At 33.2% G+C, this 22,103-nt stretch carries 12 protein-coding genes; all 12 read right to left on the bottom strand.

Annotated elements, in window-relative coordinates; genetic code table 11:
• Positions 1-43: 43 nt before the first annotated feature.
• Complete coding sequence (locus IU405_RS12790; RefSeq protein ID WP_197439004.1) at positions 44-2,095, bottom strand: T9SS type A sorting domain-containing protein; 2,052 nt, start codon at positions 2,093-2,095, stop codon at positions 44-46.
• Positions 2,088-3,575, bottom strand: a complete 1,488-nt coding sequence (locus tag IU405_RS12785) for a sulfatase (protein ID WP_197439003.1) — start codon at positions 3,573-3,575, stop codon at positions 2,088-2,090. The genes IU405_RS12790 and IU405_RS12785 overlap by 8 nt, the downstream gene beginning before the upstream one ends.
• Positions 3,576-3,766: 191 nt before the next feature.
• Positions 3,767-5,899 carry an alpha-galactosidase gene (locus tag IU405_RS12780; RefSeq protein ID WP_197439002.1) on the bottom strand — a complete coding sequence of 711 codons (2,133 nt, stop codon included), beginning with the start codon at positions 5,897-5,899 and terminating at the stop codon, positions 3,767-3,769.
• Positions 5,900-6,009: 110 nt separating this feature from the next.
• Positions 6,010-7,404 carry a T9SS type A sorting domain-containing protein gene (locus tag IU405_RS12775; protein WP_197439001.1) on the bottom strand — a complete coding sequence of 465 codons (1,395 nt, stop codon included), beginning with the start codon at positions 7,402-7,404 and terminating at the stop codon, positions 6,010-6,012.
• A gap of 361 nt (positions 7,405-7,765) precedes the next feature.
• On the bottom strand, positions 7,766-8,863 hold the full coding sequence (locus tag IU405_RS12770) for a T9SS type A sorting domain-containing protein (RefSeq protein WP_197439000.1): 1,098 nt from the start codon (positions 8,861-8,863) through the stop codon (positions 7,766-7,768).
• Between the two features lie 245 nt (positions 8,864-9,108).
• Positions 9,109-12,627: a hypothetical protein gene (locus IU405_RS12765; protein ID WP_197438999.1), complete on the bottom strand. Its 3,519-nt coding sequence runs from the start codon at positions 12,625-12,627 to the stop codon at positions 9,109-9,111.
• Positions 12,628-12,875: 248 nt separating this feature from the next.
• The gene (locus IU405_RS12760; RefSeq protein ID WP_197438998.1) at positions 12,876-13,235 is read right to left on the bottom strand and encodes a hypothetical protein; all 360 of its coding nucleotides are present in this window, start codon (positions 13,233-13,235) and stop codon (positions 12,876-12,878) included.
• Between the two features lie 189 nt (positions 13,236-13,424).
• On the bottom strand, positions 13,425-13,763 hold the full coding sequence (locus IU405_RS12755; protein ID WP_197438997.1) for a hypothetical protein: 339 nt from the start codon (positions 13,761-13,763) through the stop codon (positions 13,425-13,427).
• Positions 13,764-14,051: 288 nt separating this feature from the next.
• Positions 14,052-15,449 carry a sulfatase-like hydrolase/transferase gene (locus IU405_RS12750; RefSeq protein ID WP_197438996.1) on the bottom strand — a complete coding sequence of 466 codons (1,398 nt, stop codon included), beginning with the start codon at positions 15,447-15,449 and terminating at the stop codon, positions 14,052-14,054.
• Between the two features lie 204 nt (positions 15,450-15,653).
• The gene (gene galB / locus IU405_RS12745; protein WP_197438995.1) at positions 15,654-18,371 is read right to left on the bottom strand and encodes a beta-galactosidase GalB; all 2,718 of its coding nucleotides are present in this window, start codon (positions 18,369-18,371) and stop codon (positions 15,654-15,656) included.
• Positions 18,372-18,468: 97 nt separating this feature from the next.
• On the bottom strand, positions 18,469-20,388 hold the full coding sequence (locus tag IU405_RS12740; protein ID WP_197438994.1) for an MGH1-like glycoside hydrolase domain-containing protein: 1,920 nt from the start codon (positions 20,386-20,388) through the stop codon (positions 18,469-18,471).
• A 245-nt stretch (positions 20,389-20,633) separates the two neighbouring features.
• Positions 20,634-22,088: a sulfatase-like hydrolase/transferase gene (locus IU405_RS12735; RefSeq protein WP_197438993.1), complete on the bottom strand. Its 1,455-nt coding sequence runs from the start codon at positions 22,086-22,088 to the stop codon at positions 20,634-20,636.
• Positions 22,089-22,103: the final 15 nt, after the last annotated feature.

Below are 22,103 nucleotides of genomic sequence, written 5' to 3'. Positions count from 1 at the left end.
AAGATTTTTAATGATTTGTTCTTTCTTAAGATCGAAAAGATCTTTAATTTTTTATTAGTTTTTGTGATCCTGTTTTACCCTCTGTTGTTACTACTGCAATATAAATTCCTGAAGCTACTGCCAAGGTTTTAGAAAAAATAGTATTTCCTGTTTTTAATTCGATATCTTCTGAAATTATAAGACTTCCGTTAATCGTATATAGTTTAATATTGGCTTTTGAATTTGTATTAAAGTTCATAGTAACATTGAATTCATTTTGATTAAAAAAAGAAACAAAATCAATTGGAATAGCATCATTTGAGCTTACTGACAAACTTGCTCTTTCAATACCTACTTCAATACCATTAAAAATGTCATCAATAGTATCTGTATTTACAAGGATAAAATCGGAACCAAATACTCCAGAACGATCAACTACTGCATCTGTAATGGTGAAATTTACCTCTTTCCAAGTATTATCTCCAATCCCTGTAACTTGAATAGCATCTTTTAAACCTGTTGGGGATTTATATCGAAATGACCATTTTGAACCCGCAGTTTTGTCTAACCAAATAATTTTGAAGTGTAATGATTTTGGGGTTGAATTTAAAAATACCTCCTCATCAAACTTAAAATACATGGTATTTTTGCCATTTGCATTTTCAAAGGAACGTGCAAAACGATCGTATTTTGAGGATGTTGAGGTAATTTCTCCGCGAACTCTAAATAATCCAATGGATGTTTCATTCGGATTAATTTGCGTAAAAAAACGTTCTATATTTCCCTCAGCTATATTCCAACCAGCGTCGTTTAATCCTGTTTGACTAGCACGTTGATACACTTGCCCTTTAGTAGCAGCAAATACGTCATCCATTCGTGCACCTCTGTTTTTATATATTGGGTCATTACATATTGCTACATAACGATCTTGATTGTCCATAGTACTTTTTCCGAATTTACTCTCAGGAAATCGAACTTTATCCGCAGAATTTAAGCCATCATGAAATATAGAAAAAGCAGTGGTAGCAGTTTCAGGATACACCTGTTGTGCATATCTGGTGAACATTCTAAAGGTTTCTGTACCAATTGGACTGTTTATCGCATAATCCATGGCAACACGGTTTAAATTAGTGGTTGATAAGCCTACATTGATACCTCCAAGCGCTGCCCAATAATAACTCATATCTTCACAGATTTGAAAATACTCACTCTGTGTAGTGCCATCCATTTCGGATGCAGAAAATGTTTTTATTGGCAATTTAGGATTCACTAAATACTTGTAAAGAGATTCCTTATAATTTTTTTCCGCTGATAAATGATGGCCTCTATTAAATGCACCTCCTTTTATTCCAAAACCAATTGCAGGGTCAATTTGAGTTGTAATCCAAGTCCAAGCGTATTCTTCATTGGGGTCTCCTGGGTCTATATCATTAAATGACAATACAATTTTCCTATCATTTACATCATTGAAAAACTCTTTGTATTTCTGAAACATTTTTAATCGAAAGTCGAACCATTTTTTATCCGATATATCATAAATAGGATTATCAACATTTCCTTTATAAGGAACTTCGTCCCCAGTACAACCGGTTTTGACCTGAACAAATGCGATTAAATTAAATTTTTCTTGAGGTTGACTTCTTAGAAAATCGGAAAATTGATTTAAAAATATCCATAAGTAATCTTGATACGTTTGGCTTAGATATTCTGGATAAAAAGGCCATCCGTCTTTATCATTTCCTCCACTTGTTGTCACTTTTTGGATTTGAGGATATGGATTGTTGTTGGGATTTGTATCGTCATCATACATCCAAAGTGGTGAATCTGGTCCTACCTCTACACTAAATCGAATTAATACATTGTTATCATAGGCTTTGTCTATTGATGTCTGAAAAGAAGAAAAATCAAAAGTCCCCTTCACAAGTTCAATATCTTCCCATTTTGCTGTCGCCTCAATACCCTTCACAAAATCAACTTTTGGATCTGAAAAATCGGTAATTTTACCTCCTCTATCCCATGTGCCATAACTTGATATTGGCAAGGATTGTGAGTGTGATTTTAAAGTATATAAAATCACTCCCAAACATAAACAAGCATACTTACAATACTTATTCATCTCCTTTGTTTTTTTTCTTATTGTATTGAATTACATCAGAGGGGAGAGGAAGAAAATCATGATCTAGAAGCATTTTTTTTTCCATTTCGTTTCTCAGAGTTTCTTCTATTTCTTTGTATTTTTTGTCTCCATATAAATTAACTAACTCATAGGGATCATTTTCTAAATCATATAATTCAAAAACAGGTCGTTCATTGTAAAAATATAATCTGTTATGCAATTCTTTTAGTTTATTCGATTTGTAGGAGTTCACTAAATCTTCCCAAGCAAACGTTTTTACCATATCCACTTGTGCAAACTCTTGTTTAGGTAGGGCATTATACACAAAGTGGAATTTTTTTGAGGTTACAGATCTTGATAAGTCTAATCCGTCTGTTCTGGTTAATGGACCCGCATGAAAACCTCTTTCTGCAAACACATAACTACGAGTTTCGCTTTCATAATCTTTTAGAGTATTTAAGAAACTGATTCCTGTAATATCTTTCGTGAACTTTAAACCAACGATATCTAGTATTGTAGGTGCAATATCTTCACCACTTACTAAGGCTGATGTAACTGTGTTTTCTTTTATTTGATTGGGCCAACGAACTAGCAATGGTACGTGGATTCCTCTTCCTGCAAGCGTTCCTTTTCCTCTTAAAAGAGCTTCACCATTATCGCCCATAAAAATAACGATGGTGTTTTTATCAATCCCTCTTTTTTTCAATACTTCCATAATTAAACCAAAACCTTTGTCCATATCTCGTACTTCTGAAAGATAGCGAGCATAATCTTTTCTAATTTCTGGTAAGTCTGGAAAATCGGGTGGTAAAACCAAATCGTTGGGATTTATTTCTTCAAAATCGTCATCGAACATTCTATGAGGTTGATTGAATCCGAAATAAAGGAAAAAGGGTTTGTTTTGAGGAACCTCGTCTAAAATTGAATGTATCCTTTGTGGAACTTTAAAAAGGTTGTCTTTTTTTGTGTTGTTTTTAGCTACATGATCAAAACGTTCGTCTAGATTTTTCATTCCTCCCATTTTTAGAATTTCATCTATCCTGTTATTTTTGCCTTCTAAAGCACCATCTAAATGATGATTTCTGCCATCCAAACCAACCCAATATCCATTTGCTTTTAAAATGTCTGTAAAAAAGTCTACTTCTTTTCTTGCTGGTTCACCAAATCTAGACACATCAATACTTACTGGACTAGAACCTGTAAACATAGAAATTCTTGATGGGGCGCATTGTGGAGCAGAAGTATACGCTCTATCAAAACGCATTCCTTCTTTTGCAAAAGCATCTAAATTAGGTGTAATTTGATATTTTAAAACATTTGCATCACCATAACTTCCTAAATGAGGATAACTATGATCGTCAGATAAAATCAATAAAATATTTGGTTTGTTTTTTTGATTTATTACCTCTTTATTTTGAGACAAAACTGAAAAAAAACTAAAAAAAGAGAGATAAAAAAGTATTGTTTTTAAAATCTTCATACACGTAGTTTTTAGATGTATTTTTAATAATTATGAGCTAAAAAATTAATTTAAATAAAAATATTTAAATTTTGAAGTGCTTGAAATTCCTTTTCTTACAGACAAATAAATTACTCCGTTGTTAAATTATAGAACAATAAACTAAGCAATTTTAGGGGTAAAAAAATCATCTAAAATTGCTTGAATTTATCTTATTTTTTGAACTCCATAATTTTAACTGAATGCGGAGCTTGTTTAAGTGTGATACCATCTTTACGAGTAGGCACTAATCCTTTTGTCCACAAATCTGTTAACTTATAACCTTTACTATCAAGTTCAAAATCAGATTTATAGTTGTAGGTTTTAGTTACTTCAGTATCCAACCAGTTAAAAATTGTAATAATCAAACGATCTTCTGTTTCTAATTTCCAAACTGTAGGAATATCAACCCCTGAAAATAAATCTAGTGGCATTGCATGCACACCTAATTTATTAACCGCCATTATTTCTCTGTTTTTCAACAATTCTAAACGGTCTTCTGGCAAGGTTTCTAATCGATCACCCACAAAGAAAAGTCCACCCATTATTGCTTGCAGTGTCATGTGAGCTTTTGCTTCATCAACTGTATACAACGGATTTACAAAAAATGCATCTGGATCGCAAATAGCAATATTTTTATGTACATAGTAGTTTTGCGCAACTTGACGAGCAAATCTTATTAAACCTTTCCCAACTAAATCATCTTCTATAGTTCCTAATGTTTTTCCGTATGTTAAATTTGCATAAGGTTCTTGTTCTGATTTTATTCCTGGGTGATTGATATCGTTTCCAATACGAACTGCATCATAACTTTCTAAAGCGCCAAATAAATACCCCATACTTCTTGTTACAATTAAATCATCTGGTAAAGCACTTCTAATTGCACGTATTGTTTTATTATGAGATTGTAAAAAAGTCATTGTAGAATCTACACGTTTTCCTTCTTCCAGGGCACCATAATGATGGTCCCATTTCATAAATGAAGGATTGTACCCCTCTACCATTTGTTGATATCTCCCTGTTAAAAATGGCGCAACACTTGGGTGACTTGTATCTACATATTCTGCACCAATAGTTGTTACCATCTCATCATCATTAATATCAATGGTTTTTTTTGAGTATGATTTTAAAATCCAATCGGGATTTTGCTTTAGTACTTTATCTTCTGGATTTATTCTTAAAGGACTAATATGTAGTCCATAATTTACATTTTTTTCAGCTGCATAATTAGATACTTTACGCATACCATTTGGGAAGTCTTTATTTACTGTGTATTCTCCTGGTTGTGTCCACCATCCACCATCAATCTGCACCATGTTCCATCCATATTCTTTTAAGTTTTCAGCAATGAAATCTGTGGCACTTTTAATTTTTTCTTCAGATATATCTCTAGCATACGAATGCCAAGAGCTCCAGCCTGGTTCAGGCATACGCATCGGTTTTCCTTTACGTACATTTTGTCCCATAATTACACCCGTTTCTAATAAAGTTTGAGTTGGTCTTTGATTATCCCAAAATCCTACTAAAAAAGCATCTGTAATGATTTGTTTTCCTTCTGGAACATAAATTTCTTCTTTTTCATAAATTGCACCACTTCTAGCAGATAATTTTAATTTATTGAAGTCATCTTTTACAGGCAACTCCCACTTAAAGTTATTTGGCCACAATTCGCCAGCAATACTTGCAAATGTAAATGCTTGATTTTTAGAATCATTGATTAACATACTTAACCAAACTCCTGTATCGGCTTTTGAAAATGAGCCTTGGTTTATTTTTTTTGTACTTAATTGATACGGGTACATGATTGCTCCTACATGAGGCGCAGCAGCATTTTCATTAAAAATCACCCAATCTTTGCTTTGCCCAGGTAAAACTATATTTTCTTTTGATGAATTAAATAATCGTATGCCACCAAGTTTAAATCCTTTAGATGCTTCTAAAGTTGAATTCATCACTAAATAAGGACGACCTTTTACGATTTCAAATTGAATTGTAAAATTGGAAATTGTGGGATGGCCTTCGCAAATTAAAAATACATAGGTTACCTCTCCATTATAATTATTTTCTTCACTTAAACGAGTTCCTTGTTTTTCTTCCCATTTGATACTTTTGAAGTTTTTAGCAGAAACCCACTTTCCGTTTATTTTTATTTCTGGAGTTAAGTTGTTTATTTGTGCCACCTTATTTTCCCAAGAAATAGCATATTCAGCACTATTATTTTGAAATTTTACAGTAGGCTGCTGTGCCTTCATTCCTAACCAAAACATTGTGAATAACACTAAGGTTACTGCTTTAATTCTAATCATTGATGTCATTTTAATTTTACCGATTTTTGTATTTCTTTTTTTTTAATTAAAGTGCCTCAATTTTATATGTTCATTAAAAATAGAGGCACTTAATTTTTTGTTTACTTGTACTAGTTTTTTATAATTCTTTTAGTAGCTACTCCGTTTATATTTTCTACTCTTACTAAATACACTCCTGTTGCAAATGAAGATGTATCAAGATTGTGTTTTATTGATGTTACTTGTTCGGTTTTAATTAGTTTTCCTAATACAGTGTATACAGAAACTTTATTAATTCCTTTAGGAGAATCAATTACTATAAAGTCTTTTGCTGGATTTGGATACACAGTAAAATAAAAATCGTTTTTAACCGAAGTTGTACTAAGTACAATAGCACCTGGATCTGTATCAAAAACAATTGAATCAATATAAATTGAGTTTGTAATATCTAAAAGCGCACCTTCAGCACCGTCTATTATCCAATTCGTAGGATCATTTTTTGGATTGTCTGCAGTATTTACACCAGTTAAATTTTTGTAGTTAGAATTCTGAAAAATAACGATATCATCGATGGCATAGGTACTAGTCCCTGTCCAAGTAGTTTGAACTCCAAAAGCTAACTCTGGTTGTAAATTACCTGTAGCAGTGCTCAAATCAAAATCATAGGTAGTATAATCAGCATCATTTATTGTATAAGTTTGAAACGGTACATAACTTGAACCGCCAGCAGATAAAACAAACCTAGTATTTGTAGAACTGTTTTTTAAAGTGATGTGTGCATATTTGTTTGTTGTACCATCAACCTTAAACGTATTAGAATTCAAGGCAACTTTAGAATCACCCGTATTAGCACTAACTGCTGTCATTTGCAAAGTACCTCTTGTTGATTCTGTTGTTTGAACCGCTGTAGCTCTTAATAAAGTAGTAAAACCATCTACATCAGCATCAAAAGTAAATGAGTTTTTTGTTGGTGCAACAAAGCTAAATGGTTTAATATAATCAATCTCAATAGTTTCGTCAGCTGATGGGTTGTAATTAGCTCCATTAGTATTATTGGGAGTATTATCCTTTTTAAATTCTAAATAAATTTGAGTAATTGTTGAGGTAGAAGCAACTTTACTGAGATCAACCACATAAGTTTGAAAGCTAGCATCAGAAGCCGTAATTGCAATACCAGGAACAATGCCATTATTAAGTGCGCCACCATCTATAGAAACGTGAAATCTTATCCAAGTAGCGCCACTGTTATTTTTTAAATTAATCTCAAGGCGATTATTGGATGCTAAACTAATACCCGCTGATGGATTATTGATATTAGGATTTTTTCCTGGATTACCATTGGTGGTTGTTAATATTAAGGAGGTTCCAGATTGTGAGACAACTGTGCTTCCGCCATCATTCCCATTTACTTGTGTAGTAGCACCTACCCAGCCCTCTGTATCAGATGCGGTGTTAAATTCCCAAGGACCTTGTGCGAATGTAAAAAAAGGTATTGCTACCAATAATAAAGTAATTATTCTTTTCATGATATATAAATTTAAATTGATTTAACTTTCTGTAAAATAACCCAAAATATTTCGATTTGGGTAACTGAAAAAGTGTCATTTATAAGGCGGTTTTGTTTCAAAATGAGTTTTTTTGATAATAATGAATAAGATCAGTACTTATTTTTTATTTATCGTTTATAAGAAAGAGTTTTTACAAATTTTAAGGAAAGAAACAAACATCTAAAAAATGTTTCATAAGACAAGTTAATATAAACTTGGTGACAAAAATGTATTGGTAAATAAGAAAAATACTTTTTAAATAAAAACTGAAGGCCTTAGAATAAAAAAATCCATTTCAAAAAGGGAAATGGATTTTAAAAAAAGACACTATCTTTTAAAATTATTTTTTTATAATCTTTTTCACTGTTAGACGATCCCCTTTTATCATTTTTACCATGTAAATACCATTTGAAAAAGAAGTTAAATCAATACTATTTTGTGTTGGTTTATTTACTCTTAAAAGAATTTTTCCAATTAAATTAGATACAATTACTTGATCTAAACTTAATGAGTTGCTCCAGTTAATTATTGAATTTGTTGGATTTGGGTAAATGTTTATCTCAAGTAAATTATTATTAAGACCTAAACTCTGTTCATTGCTTTTGGAAAACATCCATTTTAAAGTGTCCCCCTCAGGATCTGAATTGGTTCCAGCAAGTTCCGTTTTAAAACCGTTTCTATAGGTACTATAGATTTGCTCACTTCCAATAATTGAACCACCTATACTATGACCAATTTTCCAAAATGTGGTAAATTTCATTTTTGCGTTTCTTGATTTCATATCATTAAAAAAAGCAACACTTCCAGAATACCTATTTCGATCTACATCACCTTCCCCAACCATGTGCCAAAGATTAAAGTTGATAAGATTGGCTCTTTTGTCAGGATTAATAACATCGGGATTTGAAGCAGCTGAAATTGCAGCTGCAAAATATTCGGGATCAGTACTTATAAAATCGTGCACTCCATTACCCCCAGCAGAAGATCCCAAAATATAAATCCTATTTAAATCTACCGATGGTAAAGTTGCTATGATTTCTTGAAGTCCAGCCAAATCTTCTCTGATCCAAAATTGATCTGATTTTCCTTGTGGTGCAATAACATAAGTAGGATATTCTGTTCTAATGGCATCATCCGCTAATTGTTCATTATACTCTTGTAAGCTATAAATATTATACCTAGCAGTTTGATTTGGCGTTCTAAATGCTGTACCACCGTGTAAAGTAATAATAACAGGATATTTTTTGCTTTCTTCAAAATTAATGGGACGCATTAATCTATAAGCGAGTTCTTTAGCTTCTGATTTATAAGTATAAAGATAATTGTGAGGTTCATACTTATCAAGCACCCATTGAGGAGGTTGTGCTGAACTCCCAAAGGGAAGAAATAATATAAAAATTAAACTAAGGAAAGCTATATTCGATTTTATTTTTTTCATTTTATTTATATTGTGGTTATAAACTATATTTAATTTATAATTCAAATTTATAACTTAAATAAAATTTTTATAAGTATGAAAAGTTTCAACTATTTGGCTAAAATGTCTCACTTCTCAAAAAAAATAGTTCCTTTCGATAGATAAAAAAAAAGTGAGCAAATATTAAATATTTGCTCACTAAATAACTTGAAAATTACGTTGTATGATTTTTAAATTTCAATTAATTGATCTTTTCAATAAAAAAGTTATTTGATTTTTACGTCTAAATTGTGTCCATTACTTCTTGTTCTTGCAAAATCTTCGAGATTTAAAACCTTTTTTCCACCGATAATCAAATCCTTAATTACAATCCCACGCATAAAATCATCTGGAGTTTCTGGGCGAACACCAAAAATACTCTTCCAGTTTTGCCCCATAGGTACTTGAATATTATCGAAGGTAATATCTTGTACACCAATCATTTTACTGAAACGTGACCCTGTCATTGGCGCGAACTGAAATAAGGGATTAACAATGGTTTCAAAAGTAATGTTTTGCATTACAATGTCTGCCATATATCCAAAATTATTGAAGTTTTTATCATGATTTATGCCAAGCCAAAACCCACCCCGCATTGGGTTGTATTGCTCAGAAGCTAAATTACTTACACCATATTGCCCATAACGTCCATCAATAACGGTTACATTTCTAATAAGTGAATGACCTAATGTTCCTCCATCCTTTGGCATAGCTCGTGTAAAACAAAAAACGTTGGCATTATTTTGCTGCCAAGCAAACCAGCCATCAATATCTAAACCAGTTTTAATATAAGTACCATCATCTTGTTGAATACTGAATAAGTTTCTACGAACCATACCCCACTGAGAAGCATCAGTATTGCCATGAAACCCATATAAAGTTTTTACATTTTTCAAAAGGGCAGGAGAGCCAAAGAAATTTGCAGAATGAAAATGCCTGCCTGTAAAAGTTAAGCCCTCTAGTATTCCATTTTTTCCACTTCTATCAACTTGAATAATATAGCCAGGGACATCCTCTTGTCCTTTGAACCAGTCCATCTGCTCACCTGAAAGTATTCCACGACCACGAATGGTGAAATTCTTTATAGCGCCAAGCATGGTACTTTTTCCTTTATTTGATGCCTCCACATAAACGTAGTCTTCTTTTTTCTGATACCCTTGTTTAAATGCTTGATAATTAAAGATCTCTTTGTTATGAGTAATTAATTTTGTGCCATAATCTATTTTTGCAACTTTATCACGGTCTACACCAAGAATTGTTCCTGCCACATAAGCATCTCCTGGTATGTAAATTGTTTGATCGCTAAAAACAGGAAAGAAAAAACCAATATCATGATACCCAGGCGCAAAATTAATCACCCTATATTTTGCAAGTTTCTTACGGTTTTCTAATGTCTTAAAATCATCGTTTGTATATATGGTTAAAACAGCAGGATCTGTTGGATCAGGCACAGCATCTTCTGGAGGATTTCCAAAAACAAATAGTGGACGAATCCAATCGCCATTCACAATAATTGCCAAATATTGTGGTGAAGGCAATGTAAAAGTAAAACTTCGTCTGTCTTGTGAGTATATTGGCTTGATGTTTAATTGAGATGGCATAATCAATGCATCTTTAACATCAGGTGCTCTTTCTTTCATTTTTACAGTCACTTCAACCTCTCCACGATGTGTGAAGTTGGCAAAATGCTCCGTTAGCATTGGAGGTGGATTTACCAAACGGTTTCCAGAACTCATCAAGGTCCCTATGTTTTCATAAACTGGTACTTTTAATAGCTGTGTACCACTACTTTTTTGGGATACGCTTACCTCATAATCAGGAGAATGCAATGCATACATACGAGTATCATTTACCTCGGCATAGGTCTGTAAAAAATCACCTTTAGGTGTAATAATAGTTTTTATGCCTTTTAAACTTGCTCCTGTAGCAACATTACCTAATGCCGCTGATAATGTTTTTGGGTATTTTGGGTCTGCTTTTTGCTTTTCTGTAGGGTAAGCAATTTGATGGGCAATAAGCCTCCCAAATTGGTCACCATCTTCATCTTTTCTAGGATACGTATTTGCTGGATTAGCAACAGCAGTAACTTGAGGAAAATCTCGTTTAGGATCTTCTGCTATTGGCAATTTACCTTCTAAAATAGTTTTACCATCAATTGTAATATTGAATGCATACTGTTCAATTTGTTTGAGGATTTTTGCAGGTTCACCATTAACCGAAACACCTTTTAGGTTCACATTACGAACTGCAGCTTTCTCGCTAAAACCAAATGCATTAATGGAAAAAGATGAAATTGTATTTAAGGTGGTAATTTGAATATCACTAACAGATATTTCACTAATACTACCCTGATATTCTCCTCTTCTATAAGGAGAAAAAGCAACACCCAAATTTAAAATTGATGCTTTTGATTTTTTTCCACTGTAAATGGCTTTGATATTTTTAAAATTAAAATTACTTAGATTCCCAAAATGAGCTTGATTTATTGAAAGTAGACTTTTAAAATCGCCAATAACGGTTAAGTTTTCTACAGAAATATTTTTAAGATTATCCAGTATTCGATCACCAATATAAAAAGGGGCATCCATTGCTTCAAAACCAACAATCATATTGTCTATAAATTTTGTATTTGAACCAAACGTTGAGAATACTTTTATATCTGTTGATACATAACAATCTTTTACCATTGATTGAGATCCAACAACAATACCTCCAAATCCTTTTTCAAAATTAATAACTTTAACGTTTTCTATGAGCGTATTCGTACCATTACCCATAATTGGTTGTTGAGAAGGGTAAATAATGGTAATCCCTTTTACAATTTGATTATCCGCTGGTTCTCGATTAAAACCCCCTAAATAAATTGAATTGCTCCAAAAACGAATTGGGCGAGGTAGAAAGTTATTGTTTGGTCCCTCTGTTATTTGGTTATTTTCACCCGAAAGAATTCCCCTACCAAAAATTTTTATGTCTGAAGCACCAACTGTATTTTCATTTGGTGGACAGGTAAAAAATCCTCTAACATACGCACCAGGAGCTAAATAAATTTGAACTCCTGGCTTTAATGGAAAACCATCACCCATTTCATGCAATCCTGGCGAAAAATAGAGTGTTTTTTTTGACGTATTTTCATACTCTTCTCTTAAGGTACTTGACTGAATCAAAAAGGTATCAGCACCATTTATATCTGGTGTGTCTTGTTCGGGTAATTCAGCGAAAATGGTTAAGCGTCGTGAAAAATCATTATTAAGTATTAATACATATTTATTCCCAACGGATGCTTCAAACAAAATTGATTTATTATCAATTTTATGTTCTGTTGAATTGCCTTTTTGGTCAATAAGTAATATGTTTTTTAGTGGGAGACTATCTGCAAACTGAGAAATTTTTATAATTACTTTTTCATTTGCCTCATAAGAAACCCAGGATTCTCGGGCTGCTTTTTTTTGTTTTTCACCTTTTTCTAAAGGCGTAATGTCTGCTCCAGGCAAGTAATTTTTTCTGAATTTATTTTCCGCTACAAAGAAAACAAAGGCTTCTTTACCATTTACAGTTACACTAAAATCGCTACTTGAATCTATTCCCTTAGGTGCCGCGTAAATTTTTGCTTGATTTTTGTTTATCAAGCTCTTATTATTGCTTTTTAAATTTTTATTTTGAGGTTGTTGAAAAGCAACCATATTTACAGAAACTAGCAACATAAAAACTAATGATACTGTAACTGAATTCATTCTTTCTTTTATCATAATGTATAGATAAATTTTTGTGTTTGATTGTTGTAATAATAAATTCAAAGAAAACAAATTACTAATAAAATGAGCTTAATTAATAATTTCATTTATAATGCTAATTTGTCTCACATGTTAAAACTTTTCAATTATCTGTATGGTAAAAAAAAGCTTCCAATTAATGAAGGTTAAAAAATATTTATAAAAAAAAAGTGAATAAATGTTTATCATATTTACCCACTAATTTTTATGAAAACAAGAAAAAACTACTCAGATTTGTTTTTGTTTTTTCTTTCTTCATTTTTTATTTGTTGATATTTATCAAATTTTTCGTCACCTAAAATAGCCTTCAATTCATCGCTTTGTTTTAGCTGCAATTCTTTCATTTTTGCTTTAAAATCATCGCTATTTTTGTCGTTATCTTTCCTAAACTGTTTTCTTTCTGCAAGTTGCTTTTCTAAAAATATTTTAACACTCGCTATTTCGTTTTTTGTTAAATCTAAATCTGTTGTCATTTTCTCAAGCTCAGCAGTAATATCTGGCTCTTTAGATTTATTTTCTTGTGCGTTTATTGATGAAACAACTAGTAATAATGATGAAAACATAATAATAAAATACTTATTCATACTTGAATTTTAAAAAGTTAATATTTTCAAATTTATAAACTTAATAGTAGAAACACCCATGGAAAAAGTTCCATTCATAGTGTTAATTTGTTTCAATTTGAAATTAGCTAAAATTTTTAATTATAAGATGCTGTACAAATAAAAAAACTTCTGGATAACCAGAAGTTTTTTTTACAATTAAGATTCTTATTATTCGTTATTTTTTTTATTGCCTTCTTCTTTAAATTTTTTCAATGTTGATTTTTGCAATTCTAATTGTACAGGAGTTAAAATACTTTTAATTTTTTTTGTAATCTCTTTTAACTTTTCCTTGTTAGCATATGCGTTGTCCGGATTCTCTTTAGAGTCTTTTTTAAGAACCATTTGCTCCTCGAGAATTGGTTTTAATTTTTCTTGTTGATCAGCTGTTAAAGACAATTCTGTTGTCATTTTTTGCAACATTTTATCTACTCCACCTTTTTTAGAATCTTGAGCAAATCCACTTAAACTTGCAGCTACAAATAAAGCTACGAAAATTATTTTTTTCATTATTAATATTTATTTAATTGTTATGATGGTAAGACATTTAAAAAATAAAAAGGTTTAACTTCTAAAAAAATTAGCTTCTTATTCATTATTTTTACCAAATATTAAAATTTATATTCAAGTAATAAAAGCTGTCTAATAGCAATACTAATACTTCCAATATAGCATCAAATTAACTGCTATAATTTGATTTTTAATGATTGAAAAAGTCTCATTAATTATGCTAATTTGTTTCAATTAAAAAAATAAATTCATTTTCTTGTCAATCAATAAAAAAGCAAATAATTCCAATTATTCATCCTTTTTCTTTTTTGATGAATTAGAGGATTTTTTACCATCGGTTTTATTTAATGCCTCTACTTTAGAAAAGTCCCAAATCTTTTTGGAGTCTAATGCTGCTTTTAATTCATTATAATTTATCAACTCTTGAGTATTTAATTTTTTTAGATTTAGTGGTTTATTTTCCCATTTATCTTTCACCATATCATAAAATCTTCCATCCCAATAATATTTATAATTCTTATTACGTGTAAAAGTTCCATAAGATGATTCTACTTGATTGATACGCGCATAATAGTGTACAAAAATATTTTCTCTTGGTGTTGCTTTGTAATCTTTACTCAAAAAACCTGCAAAACTTTTTCCAACTACGTTTTGAGGAATTGGTTGCATTGCAAAATCACATAAGGTTGGAACAAAATCGCTAAATTCTATCAAATTATCAGATACTACATTTTTCATGCCTCCATTAGGAAATTCGCAAATTAAACTTACGTGTGTACCATTATTTTTTAAACTTCCTTTTCCTCCCTTATAATTTTCACCTTCAAAGGAAGATGTTATCGATTTTGCAGTTCCATTGTCTCCTGTCCAAATTACAATGGTGTTATCATCAATTTTTAAGTCTTTTAATTTTTGGCGAATTCTCCCTACAATATCATCTGTATACGATACCATATCTTGAAAAGCTTCCTTTTTATTTTTACCCTCTTTAAGCCTCATTTTGTGGTCAGCCCATGCTTTAGATTTAGGCGTAGGTGTAAAAGGGCTATGAGTTAACACCATTGGATAATAAACAAAAAACGGTTCGTCTTTATTTTTATCTATAAAGTTTAGTATATAACTACTAAATATATCTGGCCCATAATCATCGATAGTTGTTTTTAACTTTTGTCCATTTTGAGTGATTTCAGGTTTTGCATAACGGCTTCCCTTTCCTACTAGTTGCCATAAACAATATTCATCAAAACCAAAATGTGAAGGTGTTGTAATATCATTGGCAGTTTCTGCACCAATTTGCTGACCATTTAGTTGCCACTTACCAGCAATCATAGTTTTATAACCTGCATTTTTTAGAATATTCCCAAAGGTGGTTTCTTCATATGGCAAATATTCAAAATCTACATAATTATCGGAATTGTATCTGCCTGTCATTATTTTTACACGTGATGGGGTACACAAAGGCTGACTAAAACAATTGGTAAACCGGATTCCGTTTTTTGCCATATTATCTAACTGAGGAGTTTGATAATCAACACCACCATTTATATTAGTGGTCTCATAACCAATATCATCAGCCATAATTAAAATGATATTTGGTCGTTTCTTAACCTGTGCATAAGCATCACTACATAGGCACAGTATATTTAATAAAAATACACTTAAAAAAAAATTGGCTTTTATATTCATTTCACAATTTATTTAATTTACAAGATTCTTTACTCCTTAAGCTTGCCTTTTGTAATTGTTGCTATATCAGAAGCAAATTTTAATATGTCACTATTTAAATTTAAAGGCAAAATTGTTTTCTCCTTGGCTAATTGCTATAGTTGATTCGCTATCCTATTAAATTTTAAATTCGCTTCATTATCGTTTATTTTTTTTGCTCTATACTTATTGACCTATGATTTCTACTTTTGCATCTACCAGACCTTCTGCCTTAGCGGTCACAATGATTTTACCTGGTCCAGTGGCACGGATAATCGCGAGAGCCAGACCGTTGTATGCCTTAATGTTCGGTGACTGAAACGAGGAATGACTAGTAGCATCACCGTTGTCGGTCGCAACAATTTCTCCTGGACCACTGACTGTGAACGACACTAAATTTTTTGATCTTGGCACGAGAATTCCATTCTTATCGCTAATGGTCACGGTAACAAAAGACAAATCTTTTTTATCGCTCTCTATTAAAGAACGGTCTGCCTCTAAAACCAAAGCGGTCGCTGGACCAGCTGTTTTTATTATCTCGCTTGCCCATGGCTTACCGTTTTTGTATGCCACTGCTTTAAGCTCTCCTGGGGTATACGTAACATTATCCCAGCGAAGACGGTATTCGTATTGTTTCTTTTTTTTGCGTCCTAGGGATTTACCATTAAGAAAAAGCTCTGCCTCGTCGCCTGTGGTGTACAGATGCACCGGCACCAACTGACCTTCACGCTCTGGCCAACTCCAATGTGGTAGCAGATGAGCCATAGGAAAATCGGGGCGCCAGTGGGCTTGGTAGAGATAAAAACGGTCTTTCTTGAAACCTGCTAAGTCTACGATACCAAAATAAGAGCTACGCGAGGGAACCTTGATTTTACTTAGTTCCTTCATTTCTTTTTCCATTTTAGACCTTTCTTTAGGATCGGTGAAGTTGAGTAGATTGCTAGAGTCGGCATTATAAGGCGTAGGTTCACCAATATAGTCGAAGCCAGTCCAAACGAATTGTCCAGCAACGTGGGGGTTCTTTTCTAGTGTGGCGAACTCATCATCCGGGAGTATCACCCAAGCTGGCCCATAAAGGTCGTAGGAACTTATTTGAAAATTAGCTCTACCATCAGTCTTAACGCTACTAACTACTTCGAACGACTGGGTTATGGCTGGCTTTTTACCACCACGTTTGCCATCTTTGTTGTTTGCGGCATTTTGGGCGGCAAACTGTTCCTTAGTCTGAAAAAAATATTCGCCGCGCGAACTAACGGCCGAAGTAGTTTCACTAGCCACCAATGGTATTGTTGGGTTTTTAATGCGGAATTCAGCATAGTCTCCTCTTTGATAATTCTGCCCCATTACATCCACTGATTTTTGAATTCCATTATAGCTTGCCTCGGGTTTATTAGACCCTAAGGTTGTAGGTCTAGTAGGATCTTCATCATGGGCAATTGCAGTTAGGCGAGCCCCTATAGCAGGTCCTACGACTGAGTCTGTAAGTTCCTTTACCTCATTACCCATACTCCACATAATTACAGAAGGATTGTTACGGTCACGGCGCAATAAAGCTCTTAGGTCCTGTTCATGCCAGTCATCAAACAGTTCGCTATATCCATTTTTAACCTTAGACCCTTTCCAGCTATCATAGGCCTCGTTCATCACCAAGATACCCATGGCATCGCAAAGTTCAAGAAGTTCTGGTGCGGGAGGATTGTGGGCAGTGCGCAGTGCGTTTACACCCATTTCTTTTAAGATTTCTAGCTGACGCTCTGCGGCACGGGTGTTAAAAGCCGTACCTAGAGCGCCGAGGTCGTGATGATTACAAACACCATTGATTTGCACACGATTGCCGTTCAATAGAAAGCCATTGTCTGGCGTAAAAGCAATAGAACGAATACCGAATACTGTTTCATATTTATCCACCACCACGCCACCTACATCAACTGTAGTAACTGCAGTATAAAGATTAGGTGTAGTAGTGTCCCATAGTTGTGGTTTAGTAACGGCGATATCTGTTACAAGCACCGCCGAACCGCTTGAAGGTATGTCCAACTTGCGTATTGGGAGTTCTTTTACCAACTTATCTGCAAACAGTAATTGGGTTTTAATGAGAGCTTGAGTCGGCTTGGTGCCTTTATTGTCTACTGTGACCTGCACGGCTACTGTAGCTTCCTCGGTTGAAACTTTCGGAGTTGTGATAAAAGTTCCCCACTGCCCGATGTGTACAGGATTGGTTTTTACCAACCATACGTTGCGGTAGATGCCTGCACCAGGATACCAGCGAGAATTATTATCTGGGTTGTCTAATCGGATGGACAGCACGTTATCACTACCTAGCTTAACATAAGGAGTTAAATCGAGACGGAAAGACGAGTAGCCGTAAGGCCAACCACCAACGAACTTGCCATTACACCAAACTGTTGCATAAGACATAGCGCCATCTATATCCAGATAAATATGTCGACCTGCGTCTGACGCAGGTATGTTAATGTGCTTACGATACCAAACAGCTCCGGAGTATTTCAGTTTGCCTGTTCTCCCTCTATATTCCTGCTCGAAGGGACCCTCAATCGCCCAATCGTGAGGCAGATTTAGTTTACGCCAAGCCGAGTCATCAAAGCTAACATGGGTGTATGGCACCTTATTACCAAGATTGCCTTCTGGTCGTTTGGGTAAGACCGACGGATTCTTTAAGAAAGCAGCACTAGAAGGTAATACCCAATCACGAATTTTCGAATAATCCAATGAACCAGCGACCTCAGCGGGATCATCTTTTTGGAATAGCCAATCGTTGTTAATGGATATTCTCTCTCGAATCGTTTCAGGATTAGGTTGAGCTTGTTTTTTTCCAACCTGAGCATACATTGCCATTGTTGAAAAAACCGAAATAAATATTAAATTATAAACTATTTTTTTCATTTATTTAAGGTATTTATTTAAAAATTTAAGCAAATTTGTTAGTAACTGAAAAAACAACAAATTCAAAATATTAACATCATCTAAATATCAATCGATACTATTTTCCATACTCCCAATACATCATAAGTAAGTGAGCTGCAGACCAACTAAAATTTGAAGCTTTAAGTCGTTTACCAGTATGTGGATCGTAGTTTTCGTTTATAGGTTGGTTATCACCTAAACCTTCCAATCGGGTAAAGATTTGATTGGTATAGTTATCAGCCATTTCGGTATAACCATATTTTCGAATACCTGCAATTCCAAAATAAACTTGGTCTATCCAAACGGGACCACGCCAGTATTTGTCATACCCAAACTCTGGATGGTCTGCACTGACTGTAGGAAACGGAATGTAAGTAGAAAATTTATGTGGCTTTTGAACCATTTTGATGGCGCCTTCTGCTCTTTCCTTCGTTGCCAATTTTGTCCACAAAGGGATAAAAGCTTCCGTCCCTTCAACACGTATAAAATCGCCATTTAATTTTTTATCATAATAAAACTCATTTTTAGTATCATAAAAATAATCATCTATTTTCTTGGCATCAAAAGGGTCGTTAAAGGTACTGTTTACTATAGTTGCCATTTGTTTTAGAATCTTATTTTCAAGGAATAGAAAAGCATTTAAATCAACCGATTCTTGATTTAGACTCCAAGCATTGGGTCCATTCTGCACTATATCAATACTATCAAAGCGAACGGCATTGTCCATACCACTTTCAAATCGTCCATTTTTTGTTAAGCCGTTTGCAGAGCCGTATTCACAAATTCCGTTTTTATCATGATCTCTATTATCATACCACCAGCGATTGTATTTTACCAATTTGGGGAATAATTCTTTTAAAAATTCTATGTCTTTTGTTTCATAATAAATTTCCATGACAGCCCACGATGCCAAAGGAGCTTTGGTGTTTCTGAAATTATTTCTGTTTTTATTAGGAAAAACACAATCGGGTACTACGCCATTTTCTGCTTGATAATCAAACATAGCTCTTACTTGTTCTTTTGCTAATTGAGGTGCAAAATGAGCAAGTGCTGCTGCATGCTTCCAAGAATCCCAAGCCCAAAATCCATTAAAACGAATATTGGCATGCGAAGGAATAACCCCATCGTGAAGCAAATCACCTTTTGCAGCACGCCAATTTGAAATTAGGGTAACGACACTTTTTACAGCAATTTTACTATAAAGTGGAGGCATATTATTACGCAGTGCCTTTGACAAATAATCATTCCAACGCTCTTTTGTTTTACGGATGCCAATAGCAGGGTTTTTAAGAATGGTTTTCGCTTTATTTACATTTAAATCATATTCTTTTTGATTGTTATAAAAAGAAATCAGTATGTATTCACTATCTGAAGTCTTTTTACTTTTTGCAGAATAGCTTTTATCATTAACGGTTACATTGAAGCTTTTTGGAAATTTAAGTACTATTAGTTCGCCATTGACCAATTGTACAACAAGGCTGTTTTTATTCTGTTTAACAATTGCATTTGTCAACCAAATAGTGGAATGAATATTCCATTTTACAGCATCTGAATTTAATTGTAAAATAGTGTGATTTTTATCTATAAAGGTAAGTTGTTGTTCTATTTTAATATTCTCAGATTTGCTACTTATGTATAACAAGCCTGGGGAATAAGAAACACTATCCTTTTTAAACTGTTCTGATTTTACTTCTCGTCCATTTTTCTCAACACTAACTTCTGCTATAGATTTGCTTATCCAGCTGCGGTCGTCAATAGTATAAGGACCACAAAACCCATTTACCCAATTATTAGCATCTGGATTTGTAAATCCAATCCATGAACCAGCATCTGAAAAAAGGGAGGCACTATATTTTTCTGGACTGGTTGGTTTAGTTGGTGTAAATGACAAATCAATAATTTGTGGATAATTTTCGGCAATACTGTTTTGAGAAAATGTTTCTAATGTAAAAATTGATAGAAAAGCTATTACTTTTATTGTTGATTTTTTAATCATGAGTTCTTAAATAGATTTGTGAAAATGTTCTTATTTATATATTTAAAAAGAAATGCTATAAGTTATGAATGTGCTTATTTTAAAAGTGTCATTTAATATGTTAATTTGGCTCGTTTGTTCATTTTTTTTTAAAATGAGCAACAATTTTACTTTTTAAATTTTCTTCAGCTTAATTTCTAATTTATGTCTGACAAACACGAGTATAAAAGGTTTAATAAACGGATCATTTATTGCGTTGTTTTATGCTATTCATTTTCAAACCAATTGCCTCCTTCTGTAATCATTTCAATACGTTTTTTGAGCATTATTTTTTTCATCTTTTCAAATAACTTTGTATGATTTTTGATGATATTGGTAAACTGGCCAACATCATTTTTTACGTTATACATTTCAAAATATAGCAGTTCTTGGTTTTTTATAGCGTTCATATGTTCTATCTGAAAAGCCCATTGTGCACCTTTATGCTCGCCTTCTTTAGGTTTAAAAAGAGCTTCTTCTCTTTCATCATATTTAGCTACTCTTTCTTTTGGTTTTTGATAATATCCTAATAAAACGACGTCTTCTAATCGCACCATACAAATTGGATCATTAAAATAACGGTAAAAAAAGAGGGGTTCTTTTCGTTGCTTATCCTTAGAATTTGAAAGAAGAATATGAGCGATATTTTCTCCATCAATAATTATATCTTTTGGTAATTGCGTTTTTGTTAAACTCGCCAAGGTTGGTAAAACATCTGTAAAATGACCTATTTCTTGTGAGATTTTTCCAGCAGGAATATTCCCTTTCCATTGTACTATGAACGGAACCCGAATTCCGCCTTCAAATTGAAAGGTTTTCTGACCTCTTAAAGGATCGTTTGATCCTTTAAACTTAGAGCCATTGTCTGATGTAAAAATGATAATTGTATTTTCTAGCAAGCCATTTGCTTTTAAATAAGTCATTAATTTACCCACAGCAACATCCATGTTTTCGATACAACCATAATAGTCTTTGTTGTATTTGTGTCTTATGGATAAACTGTCTGGAGCTGCTACTTTTAAGTGAGGTTCGTGAAACCAAACATTCATAAAAAAAGGTGCTGATTTTGCTTTATTTTTCTCTAACCATTTGATTGCTTCGTTTACGACCAAATGACTTGAATATCCGTTTAATTTACCTAGAGGATTTCTATTTTTGATGAAATTTACGGGATTTTTATGAGAAGGTTCAGCATTACTATAGGTCCAAAAAGCGTTATCAAATCCTTGATCTAAAGGTTCTGGATGTTTCCTGTTTTCTGACGCCAAATGCCATTTTCCAAAATGAGCGGTTTGGTAATTATGATTCTTAAGCATTTCTGCAATGGTGATTTCTTCGGACTTTAAATGCATGGGTGATTCGTTAGGTATAAAATTATAAATACCTGAGCGTGTTGCATTTCTTCCTGTTAATAGGGCTGCTCTTGAGGGAGAACAAACGGCTGCGCCACTATAAAAATCGGTAAACTGCATTCCGTTTTTTGCCAAATCATCAATATTAGGTGTTTGGCTTGTTGGAGGATTTTCTGAAATTATTTTATGCTGATTTCTATAACAAGACAAATCGTTATATCCCAAATCGTCAGCCATCATTAAAATGATATTTGGTTGGTTTTTGGGTTGTTCTTGACAATTAATTTGTAAGATAATACCCCAGATGAAAAACAGATGTAATTTTTTCATTTTAGATAATATCTG

Origin of the sequence: Polaribacter sp. BAL334 (genome assembly GCF_015767435.1) — a bacterium.
In the GTDB taxonomy this organism is placed as follows: Bacteria; Bacteroidota; Bacteroidia; order Flavobacteriales; family Flavobacteriaceae; genus Polaribacter.
The sequence above is the reverse complement of the archived record's forward strand: the minus strand, read 5'-3'. Positions and strand labels throughout refer to the sequence as shown.

Bases quoted from the DNA above. Each gene is read 5' to 3' on its own strand.
- IU405_RS12790 (WP_197439004.1), bottom strand. From the start codon at position 2,095: ATGAATAAGTATTGTAAGTATGCTTGTTTATGTTTGGGAGTGATTTTA.
- IU405_RS12785 (WP_197439003.1), bottom strand. From the start codon at position 3,575: ATGAAGATTTTAAAAACAATACTTTTTTATCTCTCTTTTTTTAGTTTT.
- IU405_RS12780 (WP_197439002.1), bottom strand. From the start codon at position 5,899: ATGATTAGAATTAAAGCAGTAACCTTAGTGTTATTCACAATGTTTTGG.
- IU405_RS12775 (WP_197439001.1), bottom strand. From the start codon at position 7,404: ATGAAAAGAATAATTACTTTATTATTGGTAGCAATACCTTTTTTTACA.
- IU405_RS12770 (WP_197439000.1), bottom strand. From the start codon at position 8,863: ATGAAAAAAATAAAATCGAATATAGCTTTCCTTAGTTTAATTTTTATA.
- IU405_RS12765 (WP_197438999.1), bottom strand. From the start codon at position 12,627: ATGATAAAAGAAAGAATGAATTCAGTTACAGTATCATTAGTTTTTATG.
- IU405_RS12760 (WP_197438998.1), bottom strand. From the start codon at position 13,235: ATGAATAAGTATTTTATTATTATGTTTTCATCATTATTACTAGTTGTT.
- IU405_RS12755 (WP_197438997.1), bottom strand. From the start codon at position 13,763: ATGAAAAAAATAATTTTCGTAGCTTTATTTGTAGCTGCAAGTTTAAGT.
- IU405_RS12750 (WP_197438996.1), bottom strand. From the start codon at position 15,449: ATGAATATAAAAGCCAATTTTTTTTTAAGTGTATTTTTATTAAATATA.
- galB (WP_197438995.1), bottom strand. From the start codon at position 18,371: ATGAAAAAAATAGTTTATAATTTAATATTTATTTCGGTTTTTTCAACA.
- IU405_RS12740 (WP_197438994.1), bottom strand. From the start codon at position 20,388: ATGATTAAAAAATCAACAATAAAAGTAATAGCTTTTCTATCAATTTTT.
- IU405_RS12735 (WP_197438993.1), bottom strand. From the start codon at position 22,088: ATGAAAAAATTACATCTGTTTTTCATCTGGGGTATTATCTTACAAATT.